We start from the raw sequence: 23044 nt of genomic DNA on the forward strand, positions 1-23044 counted from the left end.
CCGTATTTACCCAGATACCTGCAATTTGACCATGTAATCGGAACCTTATTCTCGCTATACTGTCACTTGTAAGTATGAAGAGGAGATCCCAATATGGAACAAGTTTTTAAAATACGCATGCATGTCCCGCTTGGATACCGAGATGGCACATTATCATTTAGCAAAAACAGCAAACAAAATATAGACGGTATACTCTGCCTGTTTCAAAACGAAACACCATTTACAGGGAAGCTGACGTCTGACGGAGAGATTACTTTTTCGGGACAAATGGTTACGCTGACAAGAACATTTACATATCAGGCACAAGGCTGGGTGGACGGCACAAAAATAAGACTGAATGTAGCCGGGGACCGCAACAGCTTCACCATCATAGGCGAGGAGGTGACCCTGTGAAGCGATTCTATGAAAAAGTAATTAGCCGCCCGAAGCTGATATTGATCGGCTTTGCGGTGATGTTTCTAATCGGCCTTGCCTGCAAGCCGTTTATACCGGTCAACTATGATATGAACGACTATCTGCCAGCTGACACAGCTTCTACCATTGCGCTTAACACCATGGAAAAGGAATATGACGGCGGAATATCCAACGCTCGTGTAATGGTAGAGAAGGTGTCAATCGCAAAGGCGATGGAATACAAGGACAAAATCGCAGCAGTAGACGGCGTTACCGATATCACCTGGCTTGATGATGCAGCAAACATCACCGAGCCCCTTCGATTTATCGATGCTGACACCCTTGACACCTATTATAAAGACGGAAATGCGTTGTTTTCTGTGACGGTTTCGGAAGATAAAAGAATTGAGGCACTTAACGAAGTGCGCAGCATAATCGGGGACGGCAATGCCATGACCGGAAGCGCCGTGTCCACTGCGACAGCTACAAAAAGCACGGTATCTCAGATTCCGAAGATTGCTGTATTCGCCGTTATATTTGCATTTCTTGTGCTGATTCTGACCACAACTTCCTTCGCAGAACCAATCGTTATTCTGGTGGGACTTGGTGTTGCTGTGATAATCAACAGCGGAAGCAACTTGCTGTTCGGGGAAATATCCTTTGTAACCAATGCTGCCGGAAACATATTACAGCTTGCGGTATCTCTTGACTATTCGGTCTTCCTCCTGCACCGCTTTGCGGAATGCCGCAAAGAGATAGCCGACCCGAAAGAAGCAATGGTGCAGGCACTCTGCAGCTCGACGACATCGATTTTATCAAGCGGAATGACCACCGTCATCGGTTTTCTTGCACTTTGCCTGATGCGTTTTGAAATCGGACCCGATCTTGGTCTGGCATTGGCAAAGGGTGTCGCGATCAGTCTGATCACGGTATTTTTGTTTATGCCGGTCTTTACCCTTGCAACCTACAGATGGATTGACAGGACCCATCATCGTCCGTTCCTTCCGTCCTTTGAACGTTTTGGCAAGGCTGTATGTAAAATGATGATACCCTTTGTCTGCATCTTCGCAGTGACCATTGTTCCAAGCTACCTCGCATCAAACAGCAATAGTTTTTTCTACGGGGCATTCCATATTTTCGGGGAAGAAACACAGCTCGGGGCAGATACAGAAAAAATCGAAAAAACCTTTGGGAAAAGCGATACTTATGTGTTAATGGTGCCGAAGGACAGCGTTGCAACACAGAAGAAATTGTCCGAAGCACTGCACACCTTGCCGCAGGTAAAAAGCATCCTTTCCTATGTGGACACCGTAGGGGGAACAATACCGGAAGAGTATCTTGAAACAGATACACTGTCAAAACTGAATTCTGACCGTTATACGAGAATGGTTCTGACCATTGATGCTGATTATGAGGGAGAAGAAACCTTTGATTTGATTAAAAAAGTACAAAATACTGCAGAACAATATTATCCTGATGAATGGCTTCTCGCTGGCGAGGGCGTTTCTACCTATGATCTGATGCGCACCGTCACAGCGGATATGGTAAAGGTAAACCTCATTGCCATTGCCGCCGTCTTTACTGTTCTCCTCCTAACGATGAAGTCCATCTGCATTCCGGCGATTCTAGTGTTAGCAATTGAGACGGCAGTCTGGATAAACCTGGCCATTCCGTATTTTGCCGGGAATAAGATTTTCTACATTGCTTACCTGATTATCAGTTCCATTCAACTTGGAGCAACGGTGGATTATGCTATTTTATTTACAGACAGATACAAGGAATATAGGGAAAAGCTTTCAAAAAAGCAGGCTGTGCCTGCGACCGTCTCCACAGTGACTGTTTCAATCATAACCTCCGCAAGCGTATTGACTGTAGTTGGGTTTTTGCTGGGAGCATTTTCAACACATGGACTTCTGTCACAGCTGGGGTACTTCCTCGGCGTGGGAACTCTGTGCTCCCTTGCGATTGTTCTCTTCGCGCTGCCGGGACTGCTGTATCTGTTCGACGGTCTGATTCAGAGAACAACAAAAGGCAGCAAATTTTTAAATATCAAAAAGGAGAGAAAAGAAGATGAAAAGACATACTAGGTTGATTGCTGCATCCCTTGCAGTGATTCTGGTCTGCATCCCCATTGTTCCCGCCTTTGCGTCAGTAGCAGCCAGTGAAAAGGAGGAAGTGATCTATATCACCACTGATGCCTCCGGTCATGTTGCAAGCGTAAATGCGGTAAATGTTTTTGGGAGGGGCAATGTCGTTGATTACGGCAACTACTCTGATATTAAGCTGTTGACCAGCACGGAAAAAATCACACAGAGAGGAGATAAAATCACGTTCAGCACCGATGATAAAAAAGTATATTACCAGGGCACGATGGAAAATGTGGAGACCCCGTGGAATATTTCCGTTCGCTATTATCTTGATGGGAAAGAATACAGCGCCTCTGAAATAGCCGGGAAAAGTGGAAACCTTGAAATGCATCTGTCCATAAAAGAAAACAAAGCATGTAAAGGTGATTTCTATGACCACTATGCGCTCCAGGCAAGCATTACACTGGACAGCGGAATTTGCGAAAATATCAGCGCTCCAGATGCAACAATAGCAAATGTCGGCTCTGATAAACAGATCACTTATACTGTTCTTCCGGGAAAGGGCCTCGATACGGGCATCAAAGCCGACGTAAGAGCGTTTGAGATGGACGCCATATCAATCAACGGAATAAAGCTGAATCTAAACATCGAAATTGATGATGCAGAACTGATGGAGCAAGTATCTGCCTTGATAAACGCAACAAAAAAGCTAAATGATGGATTTACTGATCTTAATTCCAATTCAAATACCCTGAAAAAGGAAAGCGGTAGACTAAATTCTGGAATCTCCTCTGTACACAGCGGTGTTGCGGATTTAGATAAGGGGGTCGTAGCTTTAGAAAAAGGTATTTCTTCAGTACAGGGGGCACTGAACAGTTTAAATGAGAAATCCGATGAGCTGACAGACAGTTCTGCACAGATCAAGACGGCACTGGAAAGGGTTCAAATAAGTCTTTCACCAGTGGCAGCTTCCGCTGACCAGCTGAAAGAGCTTATCGGTGCTTCCAGCAGCATGAAGGCGGGAATCAACAACATATATGACGGCGCATCTACATTAAAGCAAAACCTGGGCACCGCACAATACAAATCGATGATGGCACAAAAGGGGTTAGATATAGATGCACTGCAAGCAGGGAATACACAGGCGATCAAAGAACTTTCAGCACAAATTTCGTCTTTACAGAAAACATTGAATTCTATTGAAGATAAACCTGGGTATGAAACGCAAGCGTCGCAGGTACAGTCGCAAATAAAAACCTTACAGAACACCGTACAGCTTCTATCTGGGAATAAAGCTGCCATTGAGGGCACAGAGAGTTATCTTGACAACCTTGATAACGGCATGAATTCCCTGTACGTGAATTTAGGGTCTTTGAAAACGCAGTATGATCTCTTCGATATAAAAATCGCGGAATTGTCTAAAACCCTTGGCGAAATGCCAACACAATTGGCTGCCCTGTCAAGTGGAATTGACCAGATCGTGACAAATTATGCTCTTCTGGACAGCGGAATCAATGAATATACCAGCGGTGTTACACAGGTGGCGCTAGGATATACCAAGATTATGGACGGCGTATCGTCACTGTCAAAGGGAAGCAAGACATTGCTTTCCGGTAGTGATACGCTGAAAAACGGTGCCGGAAAGCTATACGATGGCATTGCAGCCTACTGTGATGGAGTATCGGCCCTTAACGATGGGACCAAGGAGCTTTATGCTAAGACCGCAGGGATGGATACACAGGTAGAGGAGGAAATTGGGGAAATCCTTGACAACATAGGCGGGGAAGAAACGGAAACGGTATCCTTTGCATCCGACAAGAATACAAATGTGGATTCTGTACAGTTTGTCATCAAGACAACGGCCATTGAGAAAGCAGAGGTTCCTGCTGATGATTCAGAAAAAGAGATACCCCTTAGCTTTTGGCAGAAATTCTTACGACTTTTTGGCTTATATTAATTGCTTACAAATAAAAGGAGAACTATAAGGTGCTGCCGGAGTTTATTTATGATGGCTGGTGCAGTCTTTCAAAACCAATCTATGAATACTTTGGCAGATTCTATTATGATGCGGCATTATCGTGCCACGATATCGCATTCGCAGCCGTAGAAAAGCTGGCGCCAAATCATACGCTATTCGGAAGCGACTCCTTCTATGCTTCTTTAGACTCTGCCAAGAAATTTGTGCAAGAAATTGAAGCATATCACACAGGGGATGCCTATGAGAATATCAAAAGGGCAAATGCGATCAAACTGTTCTCTCCCGCTTTGTAAGATTGCGTCGTCCCCTTGTGGGGGACATGAGTGCATAGGAACGACGCTTCGTTATGCACTCATCATTCACATGAAATCTTTGTATTTTTCTAACATATTATAGATTGTCTTTCTTGAGACGCCCATCAGTTCCGCGGCGTCTTTTTTATTGCCGTTTGTCAGCAAAAGGGCTTCTTTTAGCAGCTCGACATAGGCACGATTCACTTGAAGCCGTTTTTCTTGCAGCAGCTCTTCTGGAGATTTCATTTCTGAAAAACTGTTATAGTGGGCTTTGCTCGATTGAAATGCGCTGACTAAAGTCTCGCATGTTATGACAGAAGAACTAGACATCACGTAAACGCGGTTTATTACATTTCGCAGTTCTCTGACATTGCCGGGCCAATCATACTTTGCCAGCAGTTTCCTGGCCTCGTTATCGATGGTCTTGCGTTCAAAATTGTTGATGCGCATCGCCTGTTTCATGAAGAAATCACAGCATGGCATGATGTCCTCCGGGCGTTCTCTCAGCGGCGGAATCGTCAGATTGAGAACCATCAGCCGGTAATAGAGGTCTTCTCTGAAAAGTCCTTCCTCAATCATCTTTTCCAAGGAGCGATTTGTAGCGGCGATGACTCTGACGGCTACCGATATGTTCTTCGTGCCGCCGATTCTGGTAATCTGATTGGTTTCCAACGTGCGCAGCAGCTTTGTCTGCGCGTGGAGAGGCAATTCAGCGACTTCATCGAGAAACAAAGTGCCCCCGTTTGATAACTCAAACTTTCCCACATGGCCGTTTTTCGCGGCTCCGGTGAATGCACCGCTTTCGTATCCAAATAGTTCGCTGTCGATCAGTTCCGGCGAAATGCTGGCGCAGTTTATGGCGACAAAAGGTTTGTTCCTGCGCACGCTGTAATTGTGAATGGACTGGGCGAATAGTTCCTTGCCGACGCCGCTTTCACCATAGATCAAAACATTGTACGGGCTGGCGGCAAATGACATGGCAAGACTCTTTGCATCGGCCATCGGCTTGCTGTCACCGAGGATGTCTTCAAAAGTATAGTCGGCAGTCAGCCCCAGGGTATCCCTGACCTGCTTAATTCTCGTGTTTCGGGAGCGGGAAATTTCAGCTACGCCGCTCACTTTGCCCTCTGCATCGAATATAGGATACATATCGTTAGAGGCAATCATGTGATCGCTTGGATCTTTAACATTTGTCACTTCAACTTCCCAGTCGATAACGGGCTTGCCATATTTTATGACATCGTTCACCTTCAAATAGTTGTGAGGCTTTTTTACAGATGTAAATTGAACGCCGCACTCCTCGAGAATTTGATTGATCGGTTTGCCTAATTCGTGGTCCCTGTCTTTAATGTGAATATAGCTGCAGGTATCAGAGTTTGCATACAGCAGCCGTAACTTCTCATCATATATGAAGAGGGAGTTCGGCAATGCATCCAGACCATCGAATATAAAATTACGCAGCTGTTCATTGTGATAAAAAATAGAAAAGAAGGAGGTGAAGCTCTCTTGGAGCGCTTCAATCTCTTTTAATCTATGGGAACGAGAATCTGCCATGATCATAAACTGATCTTCAGAAGAGAAATTCTCATCCTGCATCGGCGGGGAACTATTTTCTGAAGAGGCGGCGGGAAAAGAGCGCAATATAAAACCGCTGGCGGTACAAAGGGCGATGTCTTCGTCCTGCAGGCCTTTTTCATGGACCAAAAAGTCAAAGAGCACTTCTGCAATCGTATTGATATTCTTGAACGTTTTGTCCTCGCCATTGCTGCTCGCCTTTATCTTGAAGCGTGTTATGCAATTATTCTTGTCTGATGTCTTCATAGCGTCTAATATTCATTATCCCAGGAGAAATCCTTCTGGGAATTCGTCTTTAGGATCGAGAATCCAGGTGGCAAAACCTTGGATGCAGGCGTTGCCTGTAACCTTTGGAATGACAGCGGGAAACCCTGCCACAGTCGTTTCACCGACGATTTCGCATGTAAAGCAGGACCCGATAATGCTTTCATGAACGAAGCTCTCGCCAACTTTTAACTTCCCTTTGTTATATAATACGGCAGATTTTGCAGAGGTACCCGTACCGCACGGCGAACGATCAACGGTCTTAGGCAGTGCCACGACGCAGTTCTTAATATCGGCGCCTTGCTCTATCGGTTCCCCATAGAATTCGATATGGGTCACTTCTGATACAAACTGCAGATCAGGATGGCGGAAGTCAGCCTGGGTGTTGATATCCCTGGCGATAGACTGGGCGGCTTCTACCAGTTTTGCACTGTTTTCGGGGCAGATCGGAATGCCGATGGATGCTGCTGGCAGGATAGCGTAAAGATTGCCTCCCCAGGAAACGTCCATGGTTAATGGGCCAAACTCCTCTGTTTTCACTATGAGATCTTCACTGAGCACAAAGGCGGGCGCGTTGGTAAAGGAAACTTCCTGAACGGTACCGTGTTCTACTTTGGCCTCGACTGTGATAACCCCTGCGGCAGTATCCAGCTTGAGCACCGTAATCGGCTCTGTTACCTTCACCATTCCCGTTTCAATCAGGGCTACGGATACGCCGATGGTATCGTGACCGCACATCGGCAGCCAACCGCTGGTTTCAAAATAAAGCACGCCTACATCTGTTCCCGGTGTACAGGGCTCTGTAATCAATGTACAGGACATGTAATCGTTCCCCCTGGGTTCATAGGATAACAACCTGCGGAACCAGTCCTCGTTTTCCTTCATATAGATGAATTTTTCTGTCATGGTTTTGCCTGGCACCCATGGAAATCCTCCCACGATATTGCGTGTAGGCTGACCTAGGGTGTGAGTTTCTATCGTACGAAAAACTTTTTTTGCATTCATTAAAAAACCTCCTTTTATATGTTGTAACTTTAGAAATTATAGCGCAAGTTTTGTGCCAAGATAGGTCTGTGCAATGGCATGAAGTTTGCTGTATATTGCAGAGATAGCAAGTAAGACAAAAGAAAAGGAGGACTTTAAATGGCAAAAAAAGGAGATTGGATTCGCATTCACAATATCGTATTAAAAGCGGAAGAGCGGACAGCAAAAATCCCAGAGGACACGAAAAGGTGTGATTTGGAAATGTGGGTAAAAGGTTTTTTAATTGAGGACAGTGCAGAATGTGGCGATGTGGTAAGTGTTGAAACCGCCGCCGGCAGAGTGCAGAGCGGTGTTCTTTTGGAAGAACGGCCTCATTATACCCACAGCTATGGGGATTTTGTTCCTGAAATCATTGAAATTGACAAGAGAATTAGAAAAATGATGTTTGGAGGTGAAAAGTAATGCCGTTAGCAAAAGATTATCATTCCGTCATGGCAAGGTCAGAGGAAATCATGAAAAAGGCGCTGGGATTGGATTACAGCCAATTTGAAAGCGGCTCTATCGCATTTGATTACGAAAAGTTAATGAAGGCGGCGGGATATGATTTGCAGGAAGTCATTGCGATTCAAAAGGAAACAGGCGTAGGCAGTACCCCTTTACTGGAGCTTAGAAATATAACTGCACTTGCCAGAAAATATGCCCAGCCCGGTTATGGAGCAAGAATTCTGACGAAAGACGAAGGGGCAAATCCGTCCGGTTCTTTCAAGGATAGGAGAGCTTCTATTGCCGTCGCCCAAGCAAAAAAGCTGGGCTATGAAGGGGTTATCGCCGCTACTTCGGGAAACTATGGGGCAGCGGTCGCATCACAGGCTGCGATGCGGGGATTAAAGGCCATCATCGTTCAGGAGTGTTATGATTCTAAGGGTCTGGGCCAGCCGGAAATCATAGAAAAGGCGAGAAAATGTGAGGCATTGGGAGCAGAAGTCATTCAGCTGACCGTCGGACCGGAACTCTTCTACGAGCATCTTTCTTTAATGGAGGACACTGGATATTTTAACGCCTCGCTCTACTCTCCATTTGGCATGGCAGGTGTAGAAACCCTGGGTTACGAGATTGGCAGAGAAGTATTGGAACGTTATGGGAAGAAACCTGCCATGGCAGTCTGTACGTATGCGGGAGGCGGCATGGTGACAGGAACTGCGAGAGGCCTTGCCAAATGTGGCTGCAAGAATACACAGATTATCGGCGCCTCCATTGATCTGACGGGTCTTCACATGGCGTCGGACTCACAGTTCAACATGAAGTCCTGTACGACAGGCCATACGGGCTTTGGCATTCCTCACGCGATGAACCCTGACAGCGGTGATATTCCAAGAAGCGCAGCACGCCCTTTGCGGTATATGGATCGCTATGTTACCATCACACAGGGGGAAGTCATGTACATGACCGAGATGCTTGCTATACTAGAAGGCATTGAAAGAGGGCCGGCGGGCAACACTGCACTGGCATGTGCCTTCTCTCTGGCACAGACTCTGCCGAAAGACGAAATCATAGTAGTGACCGAAACGGAGTATACTGGTGCGGGCAAGCACATCCAGCCGCAACTGTCCTTTGCCAGAGAAAATGGGATCGAAATTAAATTTGGGGATCCTTCCGCAGAGGATGTTCCGGGCAAAAATATCATTCTTCCAGATGATCTCAGCATGTTGCGATGTAAAGATGCAGATCTGGACCATATGCGCAAGAATATGATCAAGAGAGCTGTACTGCGTGCAAATGGCAGCAAGCCGACTCAAGAGGACTTGAGATTTTTGGCGGCAGATACAAATACCGACGTAAAGTACGTAAAAAATGTTTTGCTGGAAGCAGGACTGATGTAACTGCCGCAAATGAATATTTGCAAAAGGAAACCTTAAAAGGGTTTTCTTTTGTTTTGAGGGGATGTGACCTCACATCTGGAGGGAAATGTGAAAAAAATTACCCATAAATGCTGATATCGTGTGTATTTAATTACACACACGAAGAAATTGTAAATAGATAAACGCTTTTTATAAGTAAAAAGGTGTCATTTTTTACACATGAATACTTCAGGTACTGTAATTTTACATTTTAAACCGAGAAAGTGTCTGGAATTTTAGAAATTCATTCGCTCTATTTTTCAAAAATATGTTGGATAAAGTGAAAAAAGTTTGGCATATAAATTGCGAAATATATTATTGTCTTTCACCCGCATTAATCCATTCATGATGAGAAGGTAATTTGCGCAGATTACGAAAATGCGGGGGAAACATGGCATGTGGGAGACCAAGAGTTGTTGTAATTTAGTATGAAAGGAGATAGTAGAAGTAATGGAAACAAAAGTAAAAAAAGGACAAGGTTTCAGCAGCCGCATTGGACTTTTGCTAACCTTAATCGGTGCAGCCATCGGTGCAGGAAACTTCTGGAGGTTCCCAAGAGTCGTAACTCTTAACGGAGGTGGAGCCTTCTTAATTGCTTACGCAGTAATCTTCTTCTGCTTTGCCATTCCTATTATGTGGTCAGAGCATGCGATAGGCAGATCTACAAGGCACGGCCTGCCTGGCGCTTTTAAAGACTTCGTCAGCAAGAAGTGTACATGGATGGGCATGTTTATGACTGTTATCGTTATTATGATTATGTCAACATTCACTACAGTTTGCGCATGGGTATTGAGATACCTGATTTACGCGGTAAGAAATAGTTTTTCAGGGGCAGATACAGTGGCACTATTTGAACAGACGGCAGAAAAAGATCCTATCACCATGGTTTTCTTCTTCCTCATCCTGCTATTTTGCTGTTTTGTAGTGTCGAAAGGCATTAGCGGCGGAATAGAAAAAAGTATGAAGTTTATGATCCCTATTTTAGCCATATGTACAATTATCATCGCCGTGAAGTCTGTGACGTTGCCTGGGGCAACAGAAGGGCTGCAGTATTTATTCCATATTGATGGATCTTACTTGTTAAAGGCAAATACTTGGCTTGAGGCTTTGGCTCAAACAGCGTGGTCAATGGGCCCTGGATTTGGATTAATTCTTTCCTACGCTGTTTACACGCAGGCAAAATCTGATATAACCCTTACTACTGTTACGCAGGGACTATCGGATACAGCTGTCGCACTCATAGCATCGACTGCTATCTGTTGCTCGCTGTTTGCTACCTTAGGTTCAGAAGCAGCTTATGGAGTTATGGAGTCTGGAAGCAACGGGCTGTGCTTTATTGCGCTTCCTAATCTTTTCGCAACAATGGATGGTGGATATATCCTGGGCATTTGTTTCTTCATGGCGTTATTCATGGCGGTTTTGACTTCTAATTTTGGGCATATCGCTGTGGTTTCTCTGGCTATACAAGAGTTGGGAATATCAAAGAAAAAAGCTGTTTGGTACGCTGGAATCGTAACCTGTATCATTGGAATACCGTCTACATGGAGCATGGATATCATGGGCAGAGAGGACTGGGTATCAGGTACATTGCTTGTATTCGGTGCATTGTTCGTTTGTTTCGCCGTTTGGAAGTTTGGTGCAAAGAAATTTAGAGAAAGATTTCTCAATACTCCTTATGATGAGTTCCCGATTGGACGTTGGTACGAACTGACGATTACAGTGATAGCACCAGTTCTTACACTCTTTGTATTGGGTGGTTGGATATATCAGTCAGTTTCTGCAGATCCTGCTGACGCATTCGACTTTTTCGGAAGTGGGACTGTAGGGTCCCTTATATTACAGGGTGGTCTGATCGTTCTTGTTACAATTTTGTTTAATGACAAGGTCGCCAATAGAATTAAAAACAAGTACTTCAACGGCGAAACATTCCCTGAAATTCCACCTGAACACTATGATGAGCAGTAAGGAGGTTAATTATGAGTATTGATGCAATTATCATGGCAATTCTGAGTTACGGCTTTTTTGTCGGCGGATTTGTTTATGGTCTAATTAAGGTTCTACAATCGGACAGAAACCAGAAAAAGGCTTAGACTGTATGGCTTGTGTTTAGATTTAGTGCTGCAAAGCAACTTCGTACAATGGAATTAACGAGTTGCTTTGCACTTGAGCCCTGCAATAGGTGAAGCTTAAACGATTGATATAAGAAACGGAGGAATTGTAATGGTATCAGAGAGAATCCAAAGATTGGTGGACAAGGCGCGAGACACTGTGCCTACCGTCTGTTTAGATCGTGCAAGACTGGTAACAGAGTTTTGCAAAAGACCATCTATTGAGCCTTTTCTACTAAGCAGAGCAAAGCTTTTTAAATATGTATTAGAAAATAAGAGAATTTTCATAGATGATGATTGGCTTTTAGCCGGGCATACAACTTCTCGCCTAAGAGCTGTGAATATTTTTCCAGAAATGTCCGGGTGGCTCAGAGATGAATGGGATATTCTTGATCAGCGCGAGTTTGACAATTTTCAGTTTGTATCACCTGAAGAGAAAAAAGAACTTTCTGCCATCTTGCAAGAATGGGAAGGCCGAACTTTTGAAGATTTGACAGCGATGCAATATTCAGAAGAGGAATTAGACGCATTAGATGTGGGCGTTATGACAAAAGGTGTCTCAAAGCAGTCAACCATGTGTATGAACCCTGACTACCCAGAACTTGTAAAGGTAGGATACCGTTACTATATTGAACAGTGCAAGGAAAAGCTAAAGTCTTTGGCGAAAGAAGAAATGACTCTGGAAAAAATGAACCAGAAGTATACTTGGCAAGCGATGATTATTGCAATGGAAGCAATCATCGATTTTGCCCACAGATATGCAGATTTGGCAGAGAGGATGGCTGCTACATGCACGGATGAAAAGAGAAAAAAAGAACTTCTAACTATAGCAGGCGACTGCAGAGTTGTTCCCGAAAATCCACCACAGACATTTCAGCAGGTTCTACAGCTGGTGCTATTAACACATTGCGCCATCATGATAGAAAATAACGGATATCATCATCCAATAGGACGTCTGGACCAGTACCTATATCCCTTCTATGAAAAGGCACTGGCAGAGGGACAATCTGAAGAGTCCCTGACTGACCTGCTCCATGAATTTAAGCTGCGATTTGAAGAAATGTGGTACCTGAGGAGCGCCGGTGAGGCTGAGGCTTATCCAGGATGTGCGCTTTATATGCATATTGTTCTCGGAGGGATGAAGTCTGATGGCACAGATGCCTGCAATGATTTGACAAGATTAATTCTGCGGGGAATGGAAGATTTGCAGACGAAAGAACCATGCATCTCATTTCGTTTTCACAAAAACGTGGATGAGGAAACTTTTCGGCTGGCAATGAAAATTGCGTTAAAAGGCGACAGCCATCCGGCGTTCTTCAACGACGGAGCCAACGTACTCAGCCTTCAAGAGCTTGGCTTTAGTTTGGAAGAGGCTAGAGATTACAGTCTTGTAGGATGTACGGAGGCAATCGTTGCCGGTAAGTCAGATTATCAATCTAATACGGGGTTTTTTAATACGCTCAAAGTCTTTGAACTTGCTTTAAATGATGGCAGGGATCCCGTGACAGGAAAGCAGATAGGACCACATACAGGTGATGCCAGAACATTCACTTCATTAGAGGAATTGAAGAAATCTTATCTGATTCAGCAGGAATACTTTGTAAAGATGTTTGTGAAGATGTTTGATAAAGTCGTATCTTGCCACGCGTATGCATGCCCGACAATTATCGGCTCTTGTTTTGTGGAAGGATGCATTGACAATGGAAAGGTCATGCAGCAAGGGGGATGTCCTCATCGCTGGGGCGCATTTGGTGTGACAGGACTGGCTAACTTGGTTGACTCTTTTGCTGCTATTGAAGAGTGTGTATTTAACAAAAGATATCTGACAATGGATGAGTTAATGAATCTACTGGAAACAAATTTTGCTGGCAAAGAAGAGTTGAGACAAATGCTTATAAACAGGGCGCCGAAATATGGAAATGATATAGAACAAGTAGATAAGTTCACGGAATTTGTTGCTAAATCAATCAATGATGAGGCAAAAAAATACCGTGATGCCCGTGGAGGAGAGTTTGACATCGTCTTTGCTACACAATCTTACAACATGGTTCTTGGCAAAATAATTGGCGCGACACCTGATGGTCGTAAGGCATTTACACCTGTAGCAGATAATGCGTCTCCAATGATTGGTATGGATGTCTGCGGACCTACTGCAGTCGTTAAATCAGTGAATTCTGGTAAACGGTGTAATGCACAGGGCGGTTATTTATTGAATCAGAGATTTGATCCGCATATCGTAAAAGGGGAGAAAGGCATAGATGTTTTGGAAACCGTTCTTCGCGCTCATTTTGGTAACGAAGGAGAGCATCTTCAAATTAATGTTGTAGATAATGAAACTTTGCGTGATGCACAGGCTCATCCAGAGAATTATAGAAATCTGTTGGTTCGTGTTGCCGGATACTCTGCATTTTTCGTAGATTTAGAGAAGAGCATCCAAGAAAACATTATCGAAAGAACGGTTCAAGCAACAATATAAAGTAAATAAAATGGAAAATAAGAGACGGTTCGCCGCCGCCTCTTATTCTCTTCCATAAGGAGGAACTAAAATGCTGTTAGAAAATAAAAAAGTTTTGATCACAGGTGCAGGACAGGGGATCGGCAGGCAGACAGCCATAGAGATGGCAAGGGAAGGAGCTGTGATCCTGGGGGCAGGACGCAGACAGGCACCACTTGTGGAAATGGCCGAACAGGTACAACAACTTGGCAGCCAGTCATATATCGCGACAATGGATATTGCCGATTACGAAATGTCAAAGCAGGCTATCTCGACTTTGGCAGAAGAAGCAGGGGGGATTGATATACTGGTACACTGCGCTGCAATTTTCGAAGAGGCTTTTTTTATGGACATGACCCCAGAGAAATGGCAAAGGACGATTTCCGTAGATTTAAACGGAGCCTACAACGTGATTCATTCGGCAATTCCCTACATCATCAAAGCGAAAGGCTCCGTGGTAAGTGTTGTTTCACAGGACGCATTTTATGGATGCCCGGGATACAGCCATTACAGCGCAAGTAAGGCGGCAGTGGTCGGTTTGACAAGGACCCTTGCCCGCGAACTTGGTCCTGAAGGAATTCGCCTCAATTGTGTAGCGCCAGGTATTACAGAAACCGAAATGACAAAAGAGAGGATTGCTGCTAGCAAGGAAGCGTATCTGGAAAAACTGCCTGTGGGGCATATCGGCCAGCCTGAGGAGATTGCAAACGCCATCGTATTCCTAGCCTCTGAAAAAGCGAGTTACATTACGGGGCAGGTCTTCCATGCAAACGGTGGCATGTATCTGGGGTAATTTCGCGGTCAAAAGAATATAAGGAGAAATCTCTATGATATTTAACGTTCAAAAATGTTCTATTCATGACGGACACGGAATCCGCACACTTGTTTTTTTCAAAGGCTGCCCGCTTAGATGTCCGTGGTGCGCCAACCCCGAATCACAGTCCTATCATCGCGAGGTTACAGAATATCCGTCTAAATGTATCGGCTGCGGACTTTGTATGAAACACTGCCCTAAGCAGACGATAGACGGAGGAGGGCACATTGACAGATCGTTTTGTCCAGATGAATGCACCGAATGTACGGATATCTGTTATGCGGAGGCTAAAAAGTTGGTAGGAAAAGACTATACAATCGATGCGCTGTTTGAGGAAATCAACAAGGACAAGATCTTTTACGACATTAAAGGAGGGGGCGTCACATTTTCAGGAGGTGAACCCTTAACCTATGGAAAATATCTGGAGCAAATCGCTAAGAAGTGCCAGCAGAACCGTATCGATGTGTGTATCGAAAGTTGTGGTTACAGCGCTTTTGACAGTTTTAAAAATGCGCTCCCCTATATAAACTCGATGTTTATGGACATCAAAATTATAGATCCTCAAAAACATGAAGCGGTCACAGGCAGAAGTAACAAACTGATATTGGACAACATGAAACGAATCTCGGAATATGGCATCCCGCTGACGATCAGGACGCCTGTTGTACCAGGATACACTGATACACCAGAGAACATAAAAGGCATTGCAGAGTTTATCTGCCAACTTCCTACTGTGAGGGAATACGAGCTTTTGAAGTATCACAATTTTGGAGAATCCAAGTATGAGGCTTTGGGGAGAACCTATGATTTGAAAGGTACGGAACCGCCGTCAGATGAGAAAATGATGCAGCTTACCGGAATCGCAAATGCTGTTTTAAATAAATACGGTAAATACAGCTTTTATATGAAGGACAACAAAAAGGAGGGTATAAAATGTTAACACAGAGAATTGTAAGACTGAATGATAAAGTTCGCAATGCGGACCCGACAATTGATCTCGATCGCGCAAGACTGATGACGGAATTCTATAGTCAGCCTTCAATGGACAACTATATCTTGAGAAGAGCGAAGGCGTTCAGATACTTCTTAGAAAACAAAAAGATTTTTATCGATCCAGATTCGCAAATTGCAGGTCATGCGGGAGATAGCATTCAGGCAGTGCCCCTTCATCCGGACGTTACGAAGTGGTTATATGACGACTTTGAAACACTCGATCAAAGAGTCTCTGACCGCCTTCACTTTAGAAACGAAGAGGAAAAAGAGGAACTCAGGCAGATTGTCGAAAAGTGGCGCGGGAACACCTTCGGAGACTTTGCAGTAAAACTGGAAGACGACGATGTGAAGGACATGGTAGATGCGCTTGTCTTCACACACGGCGTTTCCAATCAATCGACCATGAATCACACACCAGACTACGATAACTTGATCAAATACGGATATTGCCAATATATTGATCAATGTAAAGAGAAGCTTGCAGCTTTTGTCTGCAAAGATGTCTATGACATGGAACAGAGGATCAACTGGGAAGCCATGATTATTGTAATGGAAGGAATTATCGGCTTTGCACATCGTTATGCAGATTTAGCTGAGCAACAAGCTGCAGAATGTACAGACAAAAGAAGAAAGCAGGAGCTTCTGACCATGGCGGAAAACTGCAGGACAGTGCCCGAGTTCGCCCCGAAGTCTTTCTTACAGGCTGCACAATTGGTATGGTTCACGCATCTTTCTATCGTGCTTGAGGCTGCCGGCGGTGATCACTGTCTGGGACGTTTTGACCAATATATGTATCCCTTCTTTGAAAAGGAAACGGCAGAAGGGAAAGACGAGGTGTATTTCCAGGAAATCATTCACGAGTTCAAGCTGAAGATTGCTGAACTGTGGAATATCCGTCAGTACAAGGAATCCATCGCAGTTCCGGGATGCCCGCTCTGGATGCATGTCATGCTGGGCGGGGTCAAGGAAAACGGGAGAGATGCCTGTAACGAACTGACCAATGTATTTCTGCGCTGCCTGCTTGATCTGCAGACCGATGAGCCTTGTATTTCCTTCCGGTTCCATCCGGGCGTAAACGAAGAGACTTTCCGCTTAGCAATCAAAGCTGCCAGAGACTCCGGGGGACATCCGGCGTTTTATAACGATACCGCCGCCATTACCTATCTGCTGAGTCTGGGATTTACCCTCAAGGAAGCAAGGAACTGGGGTATCTGCGGCTGCATTGAACCGGTTGTCTGCGGCATCACGGATTTTCAGACAAATTCAGCAAACTTCAACGTCAACAAGATATTGGAAATTACACTGCATAACGGTTACGATCCAATTTCGAAGAAACAGCTGGGTATCAAAACTGGAGACCCTAGAGAATTTACCTGCATCAAAGATGTGATGAAAGCATTTGAGACGCAGCTGGATTTCTTTATGGAGAAAATGATCAACCTTGCCAATGCGACGTTAGGCGGCCATGCCTTTACACTGCCTACGATTACGGCTTCCTGCTTCTCTGTGGGCTGCATCGAAAAAGGGAAGATGCTCCAGCAAAAGGGCTCAGACCATCACTATACGACTGTTTCTATTGCAAGTATGGCAAACCTGATCGACTCCTTTGCCGCCATGGAAGAATGTGTATTTAATAAGCATTATCTCAGCATGGACGAGTTACTCGCTTTGATTGATACGAATTTTGATGGAAAAGAAAATATGCGGCAGCTTTTGATCAACAAGGCACCGAAATTTGGAAACAATATTGAACAGGCTGACAAATATGGAGAATGGTTTGTGGATACGATTGACAGATCCATGAAGAGGTTTAAGGATGCCCACGGTGGTCAATGGACCAGCTTACATGCGACAGTCGTATACAATGTTGAAATGGGTAAAAATGTAGGGGCTATGCCTGACGGCAGGCTGGCATATAGCCCTCTTGCAGACAATGCGTCCCCGATGATCGGTATGGATGTTAACGGGCCTACCGCCGTTGTAAACTCTCTCGCTGCCTGCGACGAACTTGTTCCGCAGAGCGGAATGCTGCTCAATCAAAGGTTTGACCCGACCATTGCTGCCGGAGAAAAAGGTCTCGACATCATAGAAAGCGTATTCCGCGCCCACTTTGCACAGGGAGGATATCACATTCAGATCAATGTTTTGGACGATGAAACTCTTTTGGCTGCACAGAAGGAACCCGAAAAGTACAGAAACATCATTGTTCGCGTAGCGGGATATTCCGCTTACTTCGTGGAACTTGGTAAAGAAATTCAGGACAATATCATCCAGAGAACCATACAGAAAGGGCTTTGATAAGAAACGTAGATAACATCAGTATATAAAATTAGATGCTGCCACATGACGGGAGGACAAATATCTTGCTGTCAGCGGCAGCTTTTTTATTTAAAAAGCCAAAACCGTGCGGAACACATATTATATAATAGGGCAGTAGATTGCCCGAAAGCATGAAAGGAATGAAGAAAAATGATTTCATATAAAAATAATTTTGCCAACATAAATACGCCGTGCGGCTGTGTCTCTGAAAATAGTGACGATACCGTGTACTATCAGGGTCCTCAGGGAAACCCTGGTCCGCAAGGTCCGCAGGGGCCAAGAGGCGAGCGAGGTGCACAGGGTCCCCAAGGACTAAAAGGTGATCCGGGCTGTCCGGGGCCAGCAGGACCAAGAGGTATGTACGGACCTACCGGTCCACAAGGTCCACAGGGTGTTCGCGGTGATGCAGGTCCAAAGGGGGATCACGGTGCAATGGGGCCGCAAGGCGTACGAGGAAATCCTGGCCCACAAGGAATACAAGGTGAACGTGGTCCGATTGGCTCAAAGGGAGATCCAGGTGATGTAGGGCCAGCAGGCCCAAAAGGTGATTTTGGAGACATGGGACCGGCCGGTCCGCAGGGGCTTCAGGGCCCTCAGGGAGAACAAGGTCTGCAGGGTGCAACTGGTCCGCAGGGGCTTCAGGGTGAAATGGGCTGCCAAGGTCCTCAAGGGGAACAGGGCATTCAAGGGGATCGCGGCTTAACTGGCCCAACCGGCGCCGCAGGTGCAACCGGTACGGTCCCTACACTTGCGGTCGAAACAGTGACCACAAGTGTTGACGGTACAGCCCTTGTCACTTCTACCAGTACTGAAACTGGCATTGCCCTCGATTTTACTGTACCCCAGGGTCCGACAGGAGCAACGGGAGCCGTGCCAACCATCACCGTTGGAAGCGTTAATACTGGAGATAGCGCCTCTGTGACAGAGAATACGACAGAAACGGGAGTGGCGCTGGATTTTGTCCTGCCAATTGGCCCAACAGGAGCACGGGGCGAACAGGGCTTGCAAGGTATCATTGGAGCGACCGGTCCAACAGGAGCAACGGGAAATACAGGTTCAGATGGCGTAACCGGCCCGACGGGAGCAACAGGAGATACGGGGCCAGATGGAGCAGACGGTCCGACTGGCCCAACAGGAGCAACAGGAAACACTGGAGCAGACGGAGCGACTGGTCCGACGGGAGCGACAGGATACACTGGAGCAGACGGGACGACTGGCCCAACGGGAGCAACAGGAAATACGGGGCCAGATGGAGCAGACGGTCCGACCGGTCCGACGGGAGCAACAGGAAATACGGGAGCAGATGGAGCAACCGGTCCGACGGGAGCAACGGGAAATACGGGAGCAGATGGAGCGACCGGCCCAACGGGAGCAACGGGGAATACGGGGCCAGATGGAGCAGACGGTCCAACCGGTCCGACAGGAGCAACGGGAAATACGGGAGCAGATGGAGCAACTGGTCCGATAGGGGCAACGCCAGTCGTCAATGTGGGCACTGTAGAGAGTGGAGAAGCAGCAAACGTAACGGCAAATCCTATAGAAGAGGGAACTGTGTTAAACTTTGTTCTGCCCATCGGCCCGACGGGTTCAACGGGGGCACAAGGTGTGCAAGGCCCGACGGGAGGTACGGGACCTGCACCAGAAATTACTGTGGCAGAGGAGACTCCGACCAGCTATAAAGTGAACTTTAAGACGGCAGGCCAGGATATTACAAGTCCAAACCTAAAATCTGCGGTAGACTCTTATAATGTAGATCTTTCAGCATCAGGCAGCTATATTGACATCCCGCTGCAAAATTTGGTTTATACTGTTGAGTATGCGTCGGCTGCAGCGATACGTCTTTCAGTAAAGGCTGCCAACGCCGTGTCACCGGTATTAGCAGATATCCGGCGAACCAGTATCTATGATGGGGCATCTATCGAGTCACAGACTCTGAATAATACACAAATCACGACTAAAGTCGTACTAGATGATACGGTCTACAGCCAGTCACAGGAAATGCACTGGCTGCGAATCAGAGAACAAGACCCAAATACAAAGCTATGGTCTATGTGTGAAATAAAGACCTTCGCTTCACAGGGCGGCGCGAGGACTTCTGTATGTATCGAGTGGTTTTACAACAATGCCTCCTTCTCGGTGCCACAACACTAATCTTGTCTAAAAGACGAAGCTGTTTGCTTCGTCTTTTGGCTTTTTGCTTGAATAGAAACATTCTCCTGTAAATGTGGTGTATTAGGACAGAGGGGAGTATTTTATGAAGAGAATCAAAATACTGATATTTATTGTACTGCTGTCCGTCGGCTTTTTGTTTAACGGAGAATTGTATATTCTCTATCTTGATAATTTTCAGGATAGTTGCTACCAGGCAAACTTTTACACTGACATTCCGACAATGGAGGTATCAGATAATAAAATTATTCAAGATTTTGTGGACACGGGTAAAAAACACGATGTGGATTTCTTTGTGGTTGATCAAAATATCCACTCAGCATATGAAACAGAGACGACCATATACGGAACAAAAGGTGCGTTGCAGCATTTGGCCTCCATGGGAATCAAAGAGGGGGAGCATCAAAGCCTCTTTTTTGGGGAGGCTGCAGTGCATTGCGAGGCCTTTAAAAATGTCAAGAACGTCACAAAATTTGACACTTACTATTTCGTAGGAGATGAGTCTAAATATGGTGACATCCGCTCTTTCAAAGCAGATCTGGTTGACCGGTACAGCGGAGGCTTTCCAAAGTTAGAAGGATCTGAACGGGAGACTTGGCTTAATTTATTGTCCGTATGGGGACTCATCTTTGGCCTGATGCTGATGGTGACACTTTACAGCATCCTCTACTACAAGAAAGAGACCATGGTCCGCATCATATTGGGGGAGAGTCTAATAAGAATGTTTGTAAGAAATGCGTTTGCTGACACAGCATGCTTTTCTTTACTATTTCTGTTGCTGCCGCAGTTTCTGCAGCCATTTTCTAACGTGAAATTCAGAATATCCTTCGTTATCTTACTTTTTGTTACCTTCCTGGCCATTAATGTCCTGCTCAATGCACTAATCCTGCGAATCGACTATAAGAAAGACATCGCGGGAGGCCATGACGGGCGGGGGCTTCTCAAGGCAAGCTATCTGCTGAAGGTTGTGACTACGGTGCTTGTGACACTGATTCTGGCAGGGAATGTGGTAATCATCAAAGATGCATACAATCTTTATCAACAGAAAGATTTCTTTGAGGCGCATAAAGACTATAGCTATTACCATATAGGGTATACAACAGATAGCAGAAGTAAATCCATAGAGGATAGTGAGGATGTAAATCGAGAGTTCTATCGGAGATTTCAACAACGTGCACTGAGTTACCTGGATGTATCCTGGCATTACCAGAGCACTTATCCTGCAGTTTTAAATAATCAAGCGGCTATGAAAGAAGTGAAGCGGCATTGGCCGTCAATTGCAGAGGCATTGAAAAAGAAAACTGAGGGGAAAGTCTATGCACTGGTGCCTTCAAATATTTCCATTGAGTCGCCAGAATATGACTTTGCCTTAACGCTAGTGGAGGGAACTTTTCGCCAGGAAGACTTTGGGAAAGTAGAAATCATTTTTTATGAAGAAGGTATTTCATTAACTGGAATACACAGACATAATGAATACGAAATGAAACTTTATAAGGATCCTATTATTTTGTTTAATAATACCCAATCTAAAGTAATAGAGAGCGGTGACGAGACGGACTGGCTTGAACCTTATGACATGATGTATCATATTTCACCTGATGAATGGCAGTCATTTATGGAAGAGTTTCAGATTGAATCCCAAGATGCCTACAAATCCAACGTCCTTGACGTCTATAACCACAGTTGGGACATGGCGTCACGCAATATGAGGATGCTGTTGGTTCTCTCCATCATTCTGCTATTTCTGGAGATGGCTCTGATCATGTTTATCATTCGTCTGGAGTACCAATTCAACGCAGTAGAAATGGCTCTAAAGAAGATTCACGGTTATACATTGCTGAATAGGAACAGACGTATTTTAAAAACTACTGTACTCAGTTCTCTTGTCGGTATCCTGACAGCGCTGATCCTAAGTAATATTTTAAAAATGCCGGGCGGTGTGCCGCTGGTTTTAGCAGGTCTGCTCCTGCTATTCCTGGAACTGGCGTATATCCTCTGGAGGGCAAAGAAGATTGAGAAAAGAACCATATCATCTATTTTGAAAGGGGAAAGAATATGATCGAGGGGAAGAATATCACAAAGAGATTCGGCGGCCAGGTTTTGTTTGACGGTTTTAATTTTGTCATTGAAGACGGCGAGTTTGTCTGCTTCTCCGGTGTCAGTGGGGCAGGAAAGACAACTCTTTTAAACATCATCGGCCTCCTCGAACCGCTGGATGGGGGAGAATTATTGATCAACGGCATCAAATACAAGACCAATAGACAGAGGCTCCAATATTTCCGTACGGAAGTCGGGTTCCTCTTCCAAAATTTTGCCCTGATTGAAAACAAGACAGTGGAACAGAACCTGGAGATTGTATCTAAACAGAACCGGACGGAGTTCAGCATCATGGAGGCGCTGGAAAAAGTGGGGCTGCAGGAGAAACTTCACAGCAAGGTTTATACGCTGTCGGGCGGAGAGCAGCAGCGCATCGCTTTGGCTCGCCTGTTCCTGAAGAAGTGCAATATCATTTTGGCGGACGAGCCGACAGGGTCGCTGGATAAGAGGAATGCAGAGATGGTTATGGACATCTTATGCGATTTGAACCAGAGGGGGAAGACCGTCATTCTGGTCACCCATGATGAACAGATCAGGCAGATGGCGAGGAGGGTGATTAAACTATGAAAAAGTTTTTG

The 23044-nt window shown here is 45.4% G+C and carries 16 protein-coding genes; 14 read left to right on the forward strand and 2 right to left on the reverse strand.

The features are described from left to right. The first annotated feature begins 93 nt into the window (after positions 1 to 93). From ACMQ5W_RS07925 to ACMQ5W_RS07940, 4 genes are read left to right on the forward strand one after another with little or no spacing between them, the layout of a single operon-like run. On the forward strand, positions 94 to 393 hold the full coding sequence (locus ACMQ5W_RS07925) for a hypothetical protein (RefSeq protein ID WP_419024698.1): 300 nt from the start codon (positions 94 to 96) through the stop codon (positions 391 to 393). Beyond that, positions 390 to 2480, forward strand: a complete 2091-nt coding sequence (locus tag ACMQ5W_RS07930) for an efflux RND transporter permease subunit (protein WP_419024699.1) — start codon at positions 390 to 392, stop codon at positions 2478 to 2480. The genes ACMQ5W_RS07925 and ACMQ5W_RS07930 overlap by 4 nt, the downstream gene beginning before the upstream one ends. Beyond that, positions 2464 to 4437, forward strand: coding sequence for a hypothetical protein (locus ACMQ5W_RS07935; protein WP_419024700.1), 1974 nt, complete (start codon positions 2464 to 2466; stop codon positions 4435 to 4437). The genes ACMQ5W_RS07930 and ACMQ5W_RS07935 overlap by 17 nt, the downstream gene beginning before the upstream one ends. A 29-nt stretch (positions 4438 to 4466) precedes the next feature. Next, positions 4467 to 4751, forward strand: a complete 285-nt coding sequence (locus ACMQ5W_RS07940) for a hypothetical protein (RefSeq protein ID WP_419024701.1) — start codon at positions 4467 to 4469, stop codon at positions 4749 to 4751. 66 nt (positions 4752 to 4817) lie between these two features. Here the strand turns inward: ACMQ5W_RS07940 and ACMQ5W_RS07945 are convergent, their stop codons facing one another. Then, entirely contained in the window at positions 4818 to 6572 is a 1755-nt protein-coding gene (locus ACMQ5W_RS07945) for a sigma-54 interaction domain-containing protein (RefSeq protein WP_419024702.1), read from the reverse strand. Between the two features lie 15 nt (positions 6573 to 6587). Further along, the gene (locus ACMQ5W_RS07950) at positions 6588 to 7595 is read right to left on the reverse strand and encodes a proline racemase family protein (protein ID WP_419024703.1); all 1008 of its coding nucleotides are present in this window, start codon (positions 7593 to 7595) and stop codon (positions 6588 to 6590) included. 138 nt (positions 7596 to 7733) lie between these two features. Between ACMQ5W_RS07950 and ortA the strand changes: the two genes are divergently transcribed. From ortA to ACMQ5W_RS08000, 10 genes are all read left to right on the forward strand, one after another. Further along, positions 7734 to 8036 (forward strand): 2-amino-4-oxopentanoate thiolase subunit OrtA, encoded by a 303-nt coding sequence (gene ortA / locus ACMQ5W_RS07955; RefSeq protein ID WP_419024704.1) that lies wholly within the window; start codon positions 7734 to 7736, stop codon positions 8034 to 8036. Beyond that, positions 8036 to 9454 carry a 2-amino-4-oxopentanoate thiolase subunit OrtB gene (ortB, locus tag ACMQ5W_RS07960; protein WP_419024705.1) on the forward strand — a complete coding sequence of 473 codons (1419 nt, stop codon included), beginning with the start codon at positions 8036 to 8038 and terminating at the stop codon, positions 9452 to 9454. Before ortA ends, ortB begins: the two co-directional genes overlap by 1 nt. A 468-nt stretch (positions 9455 to 9922) precedes the next feature. Further along, entirely contained in the window at positions 9923 to 11437 is a 1515-nt protein-coding gene (locus ACMQ5W_RS07965; protein WP_148490406.1) for a sodium-dependent transporter, read from the forward strand. 255 nt (positions 11438 to 11692) lie between these two features. Beyond that, positions 11693 to 14056: a glycyl radical protein gene (locus tag ACMQ5W_RS07970; RefSeq protein WP_419024706.1), complete on the forward strand. Its 2364-nt coding sequence runs from the start codon at positions 11693 to 11695 to the stop codon at positions 14054 to 14056. A 70-nt stretch (positions 14057 to 14126) separates the two neighbouring features. Beyond that, complete coding sequence (locus ACMQ5W_RS07975) at positions 14127 to 14867, forward strand: SDR family oxidoreductase (protein ID WP_419024707.1); 741 nt, start codon at positions 14127 to 14129, stop codon at positions 14865 to 14867. Positions 14868 to 14901: 34 nt separating this feature from the next. Beyond that, positions 14902 to 15828 (forward strand): glycyl-radical enzyme activating protein, encoded by a 927-nt coding sequence (locus tag ACMQ5W_RS07980; protein ID WP_419024708.1) that lies wholly within the window; start codon positions 14902 to 14904, stop codon positions 15826 to 15828. Then, positions 15822 to 18179 (forward strand): glycyl radical protein, encoded by a 2358-nt coding sequence (locus tag ACMQ5W_RS07985; protein WP_419024709.1) that lies wholly within the window; start codon positions 15822 to 15824, stop codon positions 18177 to 18179. The genes ACMQ5W_RS07980 and ACMQ5W_RS07985 overlap by 7 nt, the downstream gene beginning before the upstream one ends. Before the next feature lie 171 nt (positions 18180 to 18350). Next, a complete protein-coding gene (locus ACMQ5W_RS07990) occupies positions 18351 to 20351 on the forward strand; it encodes a hypothetical protein (RefSeq protein WP_419024710.1) in 2001 nt (666 codons plus the stop codon). A gap of 103 nt (positions 20352 to 20454) precedes the next feature. Next, the gene (locus ACMQ5W_RS07995; RefSeq protein ID WP_419024711.1) at positions 20455 to 22428 is read left to right on the forward strand and encodes a DUF1430 domain-containing protein; all 1974 of its coding nucleotides are present in this window, start codon (positions 20455 to 20457) and stop codon (positions 22426 to 22428) included. Next, positions 22425 to 23033 carry an ATP-binding cassette domain-containing protein gene (locus tag ACMQ5W_RS08000; protein WP_148490398.1) on the forward strand — a complete coding sequence of 203 codons (609 nt, stop codon included), beginning with the start codon at positions 22425 to 22427 and terminating at the stop codon, positions 23031 to 23033. The genes ACMQ5W_RS07995 and ACMQ5W_RS08000 overlap by 4 nt, the downstream gene beginning before the upstream one ends. Positions 23034 to 23044 lie beyond the last annotated feature (11 nt).

The sequence above is a fragment of the Emergencia sp. genome (genome assembly GCF_048465375.1).
Taxonomy (GTDB): Bacteria; Bacillota; Clostridia; order Peptostreptococcales; family Anaerovoracaceae; genus Senimuribacter.